Annotated in this window: 10 protein-coding genes; 5 read left to right on the plus strand and 5 right to left on the minus strand. The window is 66.6% G+C overall.

Translation table 11 applies throughout. The annotated features are described in order from the left end of the window. Positions 1 to 91: 91 nt before the first annotated feature. The 3 genes from BMY31_RS00830 (at position 92) to BMY31_RS08745 (ending at position 4,073) form a co-directional block, all read left to right on the plus strand. Positions 92 to 1,222, plus strand: coding sequence for a glycerate kinase family protein (locus BMY31_RS00830; protein WP_257612299.1), 1,131 nt, complete (start codon positions 92 to 94; stop codon positions 1,220 to 1,222). Positions 1,223 to 1,366: 144 nt separating this feature from the next. Beyond that, a complete protein-coding gene (gene ligA / locus BMY31_RS00835; RefSeq protein ID WP_091008038.1) occupies positions 1,367 to 3,589 on the plus strand; it encodes an NAD-dependent DNA ligase LigA in 2,223 nt (740 codons plus the stop codon). Positions 3,590 to 3,842: 253 nt separating this feature from the next. Further along, a complete protein-coding gene (locus tag BMY31_RS08745; protein ID WP_078686392.1) occupies positions 3,843 to 4,073 on the plus strand; it encodes a hypothetical protein in 231 nt (76 codons plus the stop codon). 107 nt (positions 4,074 to 4,180) lie between these two features. Here BMY31_RS08745 and BMY31_RS00845 read toward each other — a convergent pair whose 3' ends face one another. The 5 genes from BMY31_RS00845 to BMY31_RS00865 all read right to left on the minus strand — a co-directional run bounded on the left by BMY31_RS00845 (position 4,181) and on the right by BMY31_RS00865 (position 9,467). Then, entirely contained in the window at positions 4,181 to 6,712 is a 2,532-nt protein-coding gene (locus tag BMY31_RS00845; protein ID WP_257612300.1) for a homocysteine S-methyltransferase family protein, read from the minus strand. Next, on the minus strand, positions 6,705 to 7,409 hold the full coding sequence (locus BMY31_RS00850; RefSeq protein ID WP_091007424.1) for a vitamin B12 dependent-methionine synthase activation domain-containing protein: 705 nt from the start codon (positions 7,407 to 7,409) through the stop codon (positions 6,705 to 6,707). The genes BMY31_RS00845 and BMY31_RS00850 overlap by 8 nt, the downstream gene beginning before the upstream one ends. Beyond that, positions 7,409 to 8,272 (minus strand): methylenetetrahydrofolate reductase, encoded by an 864-nt coding sequence (locus BMY31_RS00855; RefSeq protein WP_091007426.1) that lies wholly within the window; start codon positions 8,270 to 8,272, stop codon positions 7,409 to 7,411. The genes BMY31_RS00850 and BMY31_RS00855 overlap by 1 nt, the downstream gene beginning before the upstream one ends. 321 nt (positions 8,273 to 8,593) lie before the next feature. Next, positions 8,594 to 9,034, minus strand: coding sequence for an aminoacyl-tRNA hydrolase (gene pth2 / locus BMY31_RS00860; protein ID WP_078686395.1), 441 nt, complete (start codon positions 9,032 to 9,034; stop codon positions 8,594 to 8,596). A gap of 1 nt (position 9,035) precedes the next feature. Beyond that, entirely contained in the window at positions 9,036 to 9,467 is a 432-nt protein-coding gene (locus BMY31_RS00865) for an FKBP-type peptidyl-prolyl cis-trans isomerase (RefSeq protein ID WP_091007428.1), read from the minus strand. A 117-nt stretch (positions 9,468 to 9,584) separates the two neighbouring features. On the opposite strand from BMY31_RS00865, the gene BMY31_RS00870 reads away from it, so the two are divergent. After that, complete coding sequence (locus BMY31_RS00870; RefSeq protein ID WP_091007431.1) at positions 9,585 to 11,453, plus strand: ATP-binding cassette domain-containing protein; 1,869 nt, start codon at positions 9,585 to 9,587, stop codon at positions 11,451 to 11,453. Beyond that, a complete protein-coding gene (locus tag BMY31_RS00875) occupies positions 11,446 to 13,209 on the plus strand; it encodes an ATP-binding cassette domain-containing protein (protein WP_091007434.1) in 1,764 nt (587 codons plus the stop codon). The genes BMY31_RS00870 and BMY31_RS00875 overlap by 8 nt, the downstream gene beginning before the upstream one ends. Positions 13,210 to 13,277: the final 68 nt, after the last annotated feature.

Below are 13,277 nucleotides of genomic sequence, written 5' to 3' on the forward strand. Positions count from 1 at the left end.
GCTCCGTTTCGTAGTGCGGCCGAGGCCGCTCGGGTTTCTCGGCTCCATTGTGCAACAATAGCCGGCAAAAGCTCAATTCGAGGGAGGGCGTATGGCCAACGGCATGCCTCTGCGCTTCGTATTTGCGTCCGATTCGTTCAAGGGGACCTTGAGCTCGGCCGACACCGCCCGGCTGCTCGAGGTCGCAGCGCGTCGGGCCCATCCCGGCTGCTCGTGCGTCTTCGTTCCGATGGCCGATGGGGGAGAGGGGACTGTCGACGCGCTGGTCTCGGCATGCGGCGGAACCTATCGCGACCTCGTCGTGAGCGATCCCGTGGGCCGCAGCGTGACGGCGCGCTACGGGCTCCTGGGAGAGGGTCGGGCCGTGATAGAGATGGCGGCTGCCTCAGGGCTGCCTCTGGTGGACAAGGGCGAGCGCGATCCGCGCCGTACTTCGACGTTCGGTACCGGGCAGCTGCTGTTGGACGCCCTCGACGCGGGCTGTGCGGACGTCACGCTGGCCATCGGCGGCTCGGCAACCAATGATGGCGGCATGGGGTGCCTTCGCGCCCTGGGCGTCCGCTTTCTGGATGCGGAGGGGATCGAGCTTCGGGGTGTGGGCGCGGACCTCGCTCGCGTCACCGAAATCGATGCGAGCGGCCTCGACAGGCGCGTGGGCCGCATTCGCCTGCGCGTGATGTGCGACGTCGACAATCCCCTGTGCGGGCCATGTGGCGCCACACGGGTGTTCGCGCCCCAGAAGGGCGCGTCTCCACAGGTCGTCGAGGAGCTCGAGTGGGGCATGCGCAACTACGCCCGACGCCTCGAGGCCTGCTCTGACCGCGCGGTCGACGTGCCCGGCGCGGGCGCTGCCGGTGGTCTGGGCGCGGCCTGCCTGGCGCTTCTGGGCGCGCGGCTGGTGTCGGGAGTTGACGCGGTGCTCGAGCTCGTGGGCCTCGATCGGCTGCTCGAAGGCGCCTCGCTCTGCGTTACCGGCGAGGGTCGCTACGACGGGCAGACGGCGCGAGGCAAGGTCGTCAGCGGCGTGGCTGCGGCTTGCGCGCGGGCGCACGTGCCCTGCGTCGCGCTGGTCGGCTCGCGCGACCCCCAGGCGGAGCTCGTGCCCGGGCTTTCGGGCATCGAGGTGAGCGCGCCCGAGGGGATGCCGCTTCCCGAGGCGCTCGCCCGGTCCCGCGAGCTCTATGCGGCCGCGGCCAGGCGCCTGTTCGAGCTCTGGCCGTAGACGCGGCCAGCGCCCTGGGACGGGCGTTGCTTGCGTGCAGCTTGGCTCGGCCTGCGCCATCCGTGAGATAATGGCAGCCGTCAAAACGAGCCGCGCGGGCGGGGGCAGGCCTCGAGCCCGCGCGGCATGAGCGAGAGGTTCTCCATGGCAGACGATATGCCCCAGATGTCCCTGTTCGGCGATTCCGGATCGAGCGATTCCGCAGGGGAGAAGGACGCGTCCTCTTCCTCGCACGCCGCGCCCGAGCGCATGGCGCCCGCGGTCCGCGCGGCGGAGCTCAACCGCATCCTGTCGCATGCCGCGTACGCCTACTACGCGCTCGACGACCCCGAGATGACCGACGCGGAGTTCGATCGCACGCTGCAGGAGCTTCTTGCCATCGAGTCCGTGCACCCCGAGCTGGCTACGCCCGAGAGCTACACCCAGCGCGTCGGCGGCTACGTGAGCGACCAGTTCGAGCCGGTCCGTCACGCCCAGCGCATGTACTCCATCGACGACGCCATGAACCTGGACGAGCTGGACGAGTGGCTGGCGCGCACAGACGAGGCCCTGGGCTCTACTACCGAGCATCCCGTCGCCTACACCTGCGAGCTGAAGATCGACGGCCTGGGCATCGCGCTCACCTACCGCGACGGGCAGCTCCTGCGCGCGGCCACGCGCGGCGACGGCACCACGGGAGAAAACGTCACGGCCAACGCGTTGACCATCAAGGACATTCCGCGCGCGCTTCTCCCCAAGGGGCTCGAGCGCGTGGCGAACGGCGGCTTTGGCCAGAGCATCGAGGTCCGCGGCGAGGTATACATGCCCAAGCACTCGTTCGTGCGCCTTAACGAGCAGAACGACGCCGCCGGACGCGCGCCCTTCGCCAACCCGCGCAACGCCGCCGCCGGCAGCCTGCGCCAGAAGGACGCCAGCATCACACGCGCCCGCGACCTCGAGACCTTTATCTATGCGGTGGCCGACGAGGGCCCGCTTGCCGTCGACACCCAGCACGACTTCCTCGACTGGCTGCGCGACTGCGGCTTCAGCGTGAACCCGCACGCGCGCCGCGTGGACAGCTCGGCAGAGGTGCACCAGTACTGCGCCGACGCGCTCGCGCATCGCGAGGAGCTCGACTACGACATCGACGGCGTCGTCGTGAAGGTCGACAGCTTTGCGGGGCAGGACTCGTTGGGCTTCACCGCTCGTGCGCCGCGCTGGTCCATCGCGTTCAAGTTCCCGCCGGAGGAGAAGAGCACGGTCCTTCGCGAGATTCGCGTCCAGGTGGGACGCACGGGCGTGCTGACCCCGGTCGCGGAGTTCGACCCGGTCGTCGTCGCGGGGTCGACCATCGCACGCGCCACTCTGCACAACATCGACGAGGTACGCCGCAAGGACGTCCGCGTGGGAGACACCATCGTCGTCCACAAGGCGGGCGACGTCATTCCCGAGGTCGTTGGGCCCGTCGACTCCAAGGACGAGGAGCACCTGCTGCGTCCGCTCTGGAACATGCCGGCCACCTGCCCCAGCTGCGGCAGCCCCGTCGTTCGTGAGGAGGGCGAAGTCGCCTTCCGCTGCGTGTCCATCGACTGTCCCGCCCAGGCGACCGAGCGTCTCATCCACTGGGGGAGCCGCAACGCCCTGGACATCGACGGTCTTGGCGACGAGATAGTGACCCGCATGGTCGAGCAGGGCATCCTGACCGACGCGGCCGACTACTACGACAGGCTCGACGTCGACACGCTTGCGGGCGTGGGCACGGGGCGCGTGTACGAGACCAGCACCAAGGACCACCTTGAGGGCGACGACATCGTCGTCGGCGCCACCATCGCGCGTAAGATCATGGCACAGGTGGAGGAGTCCAAGGGTCGCGGCCTCGGTCGCGTCCTGTTTGGCCTGGGCATCCGCCTGGTCGGCACCAACGTGGCGAACCTTCTGGCCGACCACTTCGGCTCGATGCAGGCCCTCATGCTTGCGAGCGAGGAGGACATCGCGCAGATCGAGGGCGTCGGCCCCAAGATCGCCCACAGCGTGCGCGAGTTCTTCTCGGTCCAGAAGAACGTCGCCGTCGTCGAGCGTCTGCGCGAGGCGGGGGTGAAGCTCGAGCAGGAGGGCTTCGGCCAGGAGCCCGAGCGTCCCCAGACGCTTGCCGGCCTGACCTTCGTTCTCACGGGCTCGCTCCAGAAGTACAGCCGCACCGAGGCCGGCGCCCGGCTGAAGGAGCTCGGCGCCAAGGTGTCCGGTTCGGTCAGCAAGAAGACCAGCTTCGTGGTCGCGGGCGAGGCCGCGGGATCCAAGCTCACCAAGGCGCAGCAGCTGGGCGTGCCCGTGTTAGACGAGGGCGAACTCGATCGCATCCTCGAGACGGGAGAGGCTCCCCAGACGTAGGGGCCTACCGCTTTCCACGCATGCGAGAAGGGCGTCAACGCCTTGGACGCCACGCCCTCCTCGCTTATGCAATAAGGCATAAAGGAGCTGGTAAACGGTATAAAAACGAATGCAGGCGGAGGTCAGATTACGATTCTGTTTTGAGTCAATCACCCTTTTGCATCAACCTATGCGGCAGAGGTTTGGCTCCGTTGAGGTCGCGGTATCTTCATTGCTGACAACGATTGCAGACCACGACGGAAAGGATGACGCCATGAGTGACAGTGCCGGCATTGCCAAACCCGTTGAGACCAGAAGAGAGCAGCGCCTGCAGTGGATAGACGATGACGAGGCACAGGTTGTTCCCATCGAGAAGGCGCAGACCTGGCTTGAGGAGCTCGGTGAGCGCAACGAGCATGGGCACGAGCTCGACGACCTCAACCTGATGTTTCACTCCTCCTCGTTCAGCCGTACCAAGAGAGAAGAGGAGGAGGGCTGGCTATAGCCTTCCGACGGCTCTGAAACCGGCGTGTGCAGCCACGCGAGCGAATGCGGGCCGCCCTCCTTGCGGAGGGTGGCCCGCGTGCTTTTGCGCGTGGTTTCGCTAGTGCCCTACGCGTCTTGCGCGTCTGCCGCGAAGACCTCTCCGGCGATCTTGGCAGTCTCGGTCGCGTCCTTGGCGTAGTAGTCGGCCCCTACCATCTTCGCGTATTCGGGGTTCAGGACGGCCCCGCCGACGATGACCTTGCACCAGGGAGCCTGGTCGTGCAGGAGCTCGATGGTGTCGGCCATGGCGGGCACGGTGGCGGTCATGAGGGCGGAGAGGCCTGCCACCTTGATGTGCTGGTCGACGACGGCGTCGCAGAAGTCCTGGGGGTCTACGTCGCGACCGAGGTCGACTACGTCGTAGCCGTAGTTCTCGAGCAGCATCTTGACGATGTTTTTCCCGATGTCGTGTATGTCGCCCTTGACCGTGCAGATGGCGACCCTGCCCTTTCGAGCCGAGGGCGCGCCCGCATCGGACGCTTGCGCCTTGATCGTGTCGAAACCCGCTTTGGCGGCCTCTGCCGAGGCCATTAGCTGGGGCAGGAAGAAGCTGCCCCTCTCGAAGCGGAGGCCCACCTCGTCGAGGGCGGGAATCAGGACCTCGTTGATTGCGAAGAGGGCGTCGTGGCCCGCGAGGATGTCTGCGATGACCTGGGGCATGGGGCCCTTGCGTCCCGCGATGACGAGCCCCTTGGCCTTTGCCACGGGGTCGGTCTCGCCCTCCGGGCTGGACTGGCTTCCGGCTGCGTCGGGGGCCGCTGGGTCCCGACACGGGGCGTCGGATGCCCTGTTGGAGGGCTTGTCGCTTCGACCGGCGTAGCCCGCCACGTAGGACTGGGCGCTCTCGTCCTCCCCGCTGAGCACGCGCCAGGTGTTGACGACGTCGGACATGCGCTGCTGCAGCGGGTTGATGATGCAGAGGTCCAGCCCGGCCGCGAATGCGCCGGCGAGGAAGGTCGCGTTTACGAGCGGCCTGAAGGGGAGCCCGAAGCTGATGTTCGACACTCCCAGGACGCAGCGCACGCCGGGCAGCTCTCGCTTTACCAGGGCTATGCCGTCGAGGATCTCGCGTGGGGCGCGCTGGTCGGTCGAGGCGGCCATGGCGAGGCAGTCGATGATCACGTCGTGGCGCGCTATGTGGTAGGCATCGGTCTGCTCAACGATCTTGCGCGCTATCTCGAGGCGTCCCTCGGCCGTGGAGGGAATTCCCTTCTCGTCAATCGTGAGGCCGATGATCGCGCATCCATAGTGGGCCGCGAGGGGGATGACCGCCTCCATCGTCTCGCGCTTGCCGTTGGTCGAGTTGATGATGGGCTTGCCGGGGTAGGAACGGACGGCCGCCTCGATGGTTTCGGGGACGGCGGAGTCCACCTGGAGCGGCAGGCCCGAGATTCCCTGGAGGTCCGCCATGAGCTTGAGGAGGGTCGCCCGCTCGTCGATCTCGGGTAGTCCCGCGTTGACGTCGAGCACCTGCGCACCCGCCTTCTCCTGTGCGATGGCTTCGGCCATGATGGCGTCGTAGTTGCCCGATACCAGGGCTTCCCTCATCTTCTTCTTGCCAGTGGGGTTGATGCGCTCGCCGATCACGCCGACGTGGCCCATGGGAAGCGAGAAGAGCCTCTGCGGGCTTGCGACGGCAAGGTCGTCGCGCATCTCGCGTGGGGAGGGCGTGCGGCCGAGCAGGCGGTCCCCCAGGCCCGCGATGTAGGCGGGGGAGGTGCCGCAGCAGCCGCCGACGATCGTGACGCCGGCGTCGAGCATGCCGGCCACGGCCTCGCAGAACTCTGCGGGCTTGACGTCGAACAGCGTGGCGCCGTTCTCCATGCGGGGAAGCCCGGCGTTCGCCTGGGCCATCACCGGGCAGCTGGCCCAGGGGAGCATGCGCTCGACCAGCGGCGCGACCTCCTTGGGACCGAGCGAGCAGTTGATTCCCACCGCGTCGGCGCCCGCCGAGCTCAGGGTGGCCGCCGCGACCTCGGGAGTGGTGCCCAGGAAGGTGCGCCCGTCTTCGGCGAAGGTCATGGTCACGAACACGGGCAGGTCTGAGTTCTCCTTGGCGGCGAGAAGCGCGGCCTTTGCCTCGGCGAGGTCGGCCATGGTCTCGATGATGAAGAGGTCCGCGCCTGCGGCGTCGGCTGCGCGGACCTGCTGTGCAAAGAGCTCGTAGGCCTCGTCGAAGGGGAGCGTTCCCATCGGCTCGAGGAGGGTGCCCGTGGGGCCGATGTCTGCCGCGACGTAGCGTGCGCCGCTCTTGCGGGCGCAGGCGATGGCGGCCTGGAAGACGTCTTCGACCGAGGCGGCGTCACCCAGCTTGAGCGCGCTCGCACCGAAGGTGTTGGCCGTGACCACCTCGGAGCCCGCATCGACATAGGCCTGGTGGATCTGGACGATCTCGTCGGGATGGGTCAGGCAGAGGAGCTCCGGCAGCTCGCCGGCGGCGAGGCCGCGTTCCTGGAGCTGCGTGCCCATGGCGCCGTCGAAGAGCAGGAAGTCCAATCCGGCCAGCACACGGGCGAGGTGGTCGTCCTTTATGCGGAGCCTGCGCTCGTCGTAGGCGCCAAAGTGGCGCCTCGCGTTCGTCTGTTTGCTGCTATCCACGGCAGGTCCTTCCCGTCGGTCGTATCTTGCAGAAGTCGTGGCAGGGACAGTGCGCACAGCTTGCCCGCGTCGAGCTCTGGCGCTGCTCAAACATGCCCACCACGGCGGTCACGCTCTTGGTGGGCGTCATCAGCAGCGTCGGCGAGAGCGTGATGCCCAGGCGCTCGCCCCCAAGTTCTCGGAGCAGGGGAGGCTGGGTCTCCATGGGCAGGTCTCCGTAGCCGGGCGAGAAGCGATAGTTGGTGAAGAGCCCGAACTCGTGCGCCCGGGCGATCAGGCTTGCCTCCGCGGCGTCCGCCGCGCGCTCGACCAGGGCGGTCGCCGCCGCGTCGAAGAGGAGCTGATCGAGGTGGTTGGTGAGGGACAGCCGCCTTAGCTCGCGCTCGACTCCCATGCCTATGGTGACGGCGAACGCGCCCACCTTGACGGCCGAGTCCAGATGCTCGCGCATGGATTCGCCCGCAAGCTCGAGCGGCGACCCCGCGAGGTGGACGACGTGCGTGCCGTCCTCTCGCTGGGAGCGGCTCTCGACGTCGAACACGCGAAGCGATGCCTGCGGCCTTGACGTCCGAATGCAATGGTCGATCTCTTCGTCGAGGCGGGCGTCAAGCTCGGGCGTGACATCCTGTCCCATGTAGCCGAGGTAGCGAAGAACCTCGGTGCGGTCTACCAAATCGATTTCGTAGCTCTCGAGCACTAGGCCTCCAAGTATCCTGCCGCGACGAGGCACTCGTGCGCCGCGCGGGCAATCTCGGGCTTGTTCATGCTGTAGACGTGGATGCCGTCGACTCCGTTGCGTGCGAGGTCCTCGAGCTGCTCGCAGGCGTACTCGACTCCCGCCACGCGCTGGGCTTCGGGGCTGTCACCGGCTCTGACCAGACGCTTCACGACCGCCGCGGGGATGGACGCGCCGCAGTTGAAGGCCATGCGCTGGATCTGGTTGACGCTGGTGAAGGGCATGATGCCGCAGATGATGGGCACCTTGATGCGCGCACGCGTGCACTTCTCGCGGAAGCGGTAGAAGTCCTCGTTCCGGAAGAACAGCTGCGTGACCAGGAAGTCGACGCCTGCGTCCTGCTTGAGCTTGAGGTTCTCGATGTCGGTCTTGAGGCTCTCGCACTCGACATGGCCCTCGGGGTAGCAGGCGCCACCCACGCACAAGCCGCGCTGTCTGAGGTACGCGATGAGGTCCGAGGCGTGGTGGAAGTCGCTCGCCTCGCGACCGGGGGCGCGGTCGCCGCGCAGGGCGAGGATGTTCTCGACGCCGTGCGACTCGAGCCTGTCCACGATCGAGTCGACGTCCGCCTTGGTCGAGCCCAGGCAGGTCAGGTGGGCGAGTGCGGTGGTCTTGCCCGCCTCCTGTATGTCACGTGCGATCTCCACGGTGTTCTGCGAGTTGCCCGAGCCTCCCGCAGAGAACGTGACGGAGATCCAGTCAGGCCGGCACTTCTCCATCTCGTTGGCGATGCTGCGTGCCTGTTCGACCGAGAGGTCGCCCCTCGGCGGGAATATCTCGAACGAGAAGCTCTGCTTGCTTCTGAGGATGCTGTCGATTCTCATGGATCGCCCCTTCGGTTGCTGGCAGGCCGTGCCGAGCGATTCGGTCATAACGATTGGTGATATGGGTATCCTACTTCTTGTATGGTCGCATCTGCGTGGTACGTGCCGATACGAAACCTGTCGCTTGCCGATTGTTCGCGCTCGTGTCGCGTTTGATGAGGTGAAAGGTGGCTTGGGGCTGCCTTTCGAATATAGCTGAACGGGTTATCGCTCCTGTCTATATCCCTTGGCGTCACGGTCGCCCGCTTGCCTTCGATACAAAAAAGCCCGCACGTCACGCGCGGGCGGTTGGGCCTCTATGTTTGGCCTATGTGCGAGGGGCTAATAGAGGGGAAGCCCTCCCGTGATGGGGTCTATCTCATCTGCCGACAGGGGTTCGAATGCCAGACAGGTGAAGGTCGCCTCACCGTGGAACTCCGTCAGCCCGGCGTCGCGGACCAGCGATACCACGAAGCCCTTCTCGCGGCCCCTTGCGGCAATCTCGAGCAGCTCCTCCTCGGAGTCAACGTAGACACAGACCTTAGCGACACCGGCATCGAACCAGTCGAACAGGGGGGTGCGGGGCTCGCCTTTGTCCTCGAGGTAGACCCAGCCGTAGTCCTCGGTTGCGCGGACCTCGTCGAGGCGGCCCTCCCTGGCGAGGGCCAGAAGCGTCGCCTCGACGCAGGCGTGGCCTGCCTGGGCGGCAATCTTGCCCTTGCGCATCTTCAGGTCGCGACGCATCACGATCATCTGCTTTGCCTTGTAGGACGAGACTCCCATGCTAGTCCTCGACCTCAAGAAGCTCGATCTCGAAGTTGAGCGCCTTGCCGGCCATCTCGTGGTTCAGGTCGAGGGAGATTGCCTCGGGCGTCACCTTGCAGACCGTCGCGGGAACGGGCAAGCCCTGTGGGGACTGGAGCATGACCTTCTCGCCCACCTTGATGCCGCGCATCTGCTCGGGAACCTGGGACATGGGGAACTCCTGGATGAGGTCCTCACGGCGCTCGCCATAGGCCTCCTCGGGCTCGAGGTGCACGTTGGCGGTCTGGCCGACCTCCATGTCCCTGACGGCCTTGTCGAAGCCGGCGATCATCTGGCCTGCCATGCAGGTGAAGCCCAGCGGCTCGTTGCGGTCACGGGACGAGTCAAACTTGGTGCCGTCGTCAAGGGTTCCGACGTAGTGGACCTTGACCTTCTTTCCTTCGTTGCTCACGTGTGCTCCTGTCGTTTGTCGCGTGCGTACTGTGTCACTTTACCTAATAATGGATGGTAGCCATACCGTGCGTACCCTATCCCGCCACGGCGGGTTCACATATTGAAGGCGAATGACATGATCGACAAGAGTATCAGGGAGATCGTGCGCCGTTGCCGACCACACATGTGGGCGGCCGCCGCTCTGTTCTTCGCGTGCTATCTGGCGGACGTCGTACTCATCACGTGCGTTGCCTATGCGCTGACCACCATCATCTATCCGCAGCAGCCGGTTCTGTGGGTGATTGCGCCCATCCTGCTGGTCGTGGCCGTCCGCTGCGCCCTGCGCATGCTCTCGCTGAGCCAGTGCTCCAAGGTGAGCTCCATGGTCGAGCTCGAGCTATCGGAACGCATCACCGAGAAGCTCACCCGCCTCTCTTGGACGCGCGTGGCCGAGCGCCGCGAGCGCGAGTTCGTGTGGTGCGCGCGAAAGGGCGCCACGTGCATCGGTGACCTCCTGGGCAACGTCGTCCCCGTGGCGGTGGGGACCTTGGGCCTGGTCATCGTCATCCTGATAGGCGGCCTGTACCTGGGCTGGCGCATGCCCGCCACCCTGCTTGCCTTCGTCGTCGCCGTCGTCGCGCTGAGCGGCGCCGCGTATTTCCTGGTCAAGCGCGAGCTGCGCGAAAAGGGGCTCATCGAGGCGGGGGATGACTCCGGCGCGTACTTCGACCTGGTCGTGAAGGAGGCCGACCTGCTTCGCGACTATCGCGTGGGAGAGGACTTCGCGGGCCTTGCCGCAGAGAGGAACAGCCGCGACTCGGACGAGACCCTGATGGGCGAGAGACGCCGTCGCTACCCGCTGCTCGCCACCCTGATTGCCTCGGCCGTGGGCCTGGTGACAATCGTCTACACGACGGCGTTCGACGCGTCGTTTGCGAGCGCGAACATCGTGCACGCCACCTCGATGATCCTCTACACCTGCTACGGACTCCTGCGCGTCTCGATCATGGCCTTCAAGTCCGGCGAGGTCGCCGAGGCCGAAGAGGCCGCGCTGCTCATGGCCGATCTGCTGTCGCTGCGCGTTCCTGACGAGAACGGCTCGCTTGCGACCGTCGCCGGCGATCACCTTTCGGCAAACCGCCTCGCCTACAGCTATGACGGCGAGAAGTTCGTTCTCAAGTCCGTGACGATCGACGTCCCCGCGGTGGGGCTCACCGCCGTCGTGGGGGTCGAGGGAAGCGGCAAGTCGACCCTGGCGGGCGTCCTCGCCGGGCACCTGCGCGACTACCGCGGCAACGTTCTGCTGGGCGGAAAGCAGCTGCGCGACGTGCTGCGCACTTCTCGCCTGCGCTACATCACCTACGTGGGCATCGACAGCGAGCTTTTGAGCTCGACCGTCCGCGAGAACCTGCTCATGGGCGACCCTGCGGCCACCGAGGGCGAGATGTGGAGCGTCCTTTCGGCCGTTGGCCTCGACAGTGAGTGCCGCAGGCGCGGCGGGCTCGACTTCGAGCTCGTCGCTGGCGGCACGAACGTCTCGCGCAGCGAGCGCCTGCGCCTGGCACTGGCCCGCGCCGTGCTGCACAACACGCCGATCATCATCATCGATGGCCTGATGGACGAGATCAACCCCGTCGACCAGCGCAAGGCCATGCTTGCGCTGCGCGGCATAGCCCGCTTCAAGGCGGTCGTCGTGCTGACGCGCTATCCGGTCCAGGCCCAGTTTGCGAAGGTCGTGTACCTGCTCTCAGAGGGGACCATCATCGCGTCTGGCTCCCACGAGGAGCTCATGGCGAGCTACGAGCCCTACAGAAGCGCGTGCGAGCAGCAGGAGCGCCTGCTTGCCCTGGAGCCTCCCCAGTCGGAGGCCGTCGACGGAGCCGAGCACGACGCCGCGGGCGACCAGGATCCCGATGCGACCAACGTGCTTGTGATGCCTCATCCCGAGGGCGTGGTCAGAACCGGTGAGCCTCGTTGGGGAGAGGGGGTCGAGGGCCATGAGTAGCCTTCTGTCAATCTGGCGAGTCGCGCTCCTGGCGCGCAAGTCCTTCTCGAAGCTCGTCGTGGCGACCCTGTGCGAGCTGGGGTTGTGGCTGCTTGCCACGCACGTCCTTTCCGTCGGCGTCTCGAGTGTCATGCGCGTCGCGCTTCCCGACGTCGGCATCCTTGCGAATTACTGGCTCGAGCTCATGATCGGCTTCTGCCTGGCCGCCTCGGTCTTCTTCTTCGTCTGCCGATGGACGCGCAGGGTCTACCTTCACGACGTCGCCCGACAGGTTCGTGCCTCCATTCTGCTCGACGCCGTCAGGCCGGGCTCACGCCTCGCGGGTGACGGCTCGATCAAGGCCCCCGCAAGCGTCGCGCAACGCCTGGTGAGCGAGATGCTGCCCGTGGTCGAGACCATCTCGACCCTGGCCGCCTCAGTCGTCGCCTGCCTGATCCTGGCCATCGCCTCGCCGCTCTGCGGCTTCGTCACCCTCGCCTGCGTCGTCGCATCGACCGCGGGCATCGCGATCGTCGTCAAGCTGCGCGCGAATGACGTCCAACTCACCGAGCACTCTCTCACGCGCTCGCTCACGGTCCTGGTGAACGACAACCTGCGCTGCGCGGGTGAGGTCGAGCAGTATGGTGCCGGCCCGCAGCGCAACGCACGGGTGATCGCGGATGCGGCCGCACGAAGCCGTGCCGCGCTGAGCGCCACCGTCACCGTCGGCATCGCCCTTGCGGTCGACCTTGCCGTGCTGCTCGCGATGGCGGTCCTGCTCTACGTCAGGCTCGCCTCCGACGTCGCCGCCGGCCAGATGCCCGCCTTCTCGGCACTCCTGGCTGCTGCCGGGGCGGCGACGCTGCTCATAGTCAACTACCGCCCTCGTACCATCATGGAGCTTCCCGTCGCCCTCCAGGCGGTCAAGCGAATCGATGCCATCCTGATGGCCGACGCCGACGACGTTGCCGACGCGCTCGACGCCGAGGCCATGCTCTCGATGGAGGTCGTCGATGGTGGCGGTGTCGACGGCGGTGGAGAAGGCCTCGATTCCGACGGCTCTTCCGAGAATGCCTCCGAGCAGGTGGACCGTGCTTCCGCGAGCGCGGACCCGACGACGTTTGCCGGCGTCCTTCTCCACGACGTGTGCTGCTCGATCGACGACGGCCGCGGCCTCCAGGGCATCGACCTCGCGATCGCCCCGGGCGAGTTCGTGAGCGTCCAGTGCGACGACGAGGCCGAAAGGGACGTGCTCTGCGCGCTGCTCCTGAGGCACGCCGAGCCTGACCGCGGCATCATCGCGCTCTCGGGCACGCGCCTGGCGAGCGTGTCGGAGGACGAGCTGCGCTCCACGATTGTTCCGGTCATGCGCGAGACGGCGCTCTTCCCCGGGAGCATCCGGCAGAACCTTCGCCTGGGCAAGCCTAGCGCCTTCGACGACGAGCTCGAGGGGGTCCTTCGCAAGGTCGGCCTCGACTTCGTGCTGGAGCTCGAGGACGGCCTGGGGACGGGCGTCGACGAGCCTGCCGCGAGCCGCCTGAGCGAGGACGGGCTTATGCGCCAGCGCCTGGGGCTCGCCCGAGCCATCCTGAGTCCCGCGAAGCTCATCGTCATGAACGACCCGACCGGCGACCTCGGTCCCATTCAGGAGGCCGAGCTGCTCAGGTCCATCGTTGCGCTCAAGGGAAGTCGCAGCGTGCTCTTCGTCTCGAGGACCGATCGCCTCGAGCGCCTGGCGGACGCTTCATACAAGCTTGACGGCGGACGTATACACTAGAGCGCTCAGTTGCGGTTTCGAGGCTCGGCCCGGCTTTTGGCTGGCACCGGCCCTCGTGGTGTTTCGGG

The organism is Parafannyhessea umbonata (assembly GCF_900111255.1).
Lineage (GTDB): Bacteria > Actinomycetota > Coriobacteriia > Coriobacteriales > Atopobiaceae > Olsenella_J > Olsenella_J umbonata_A.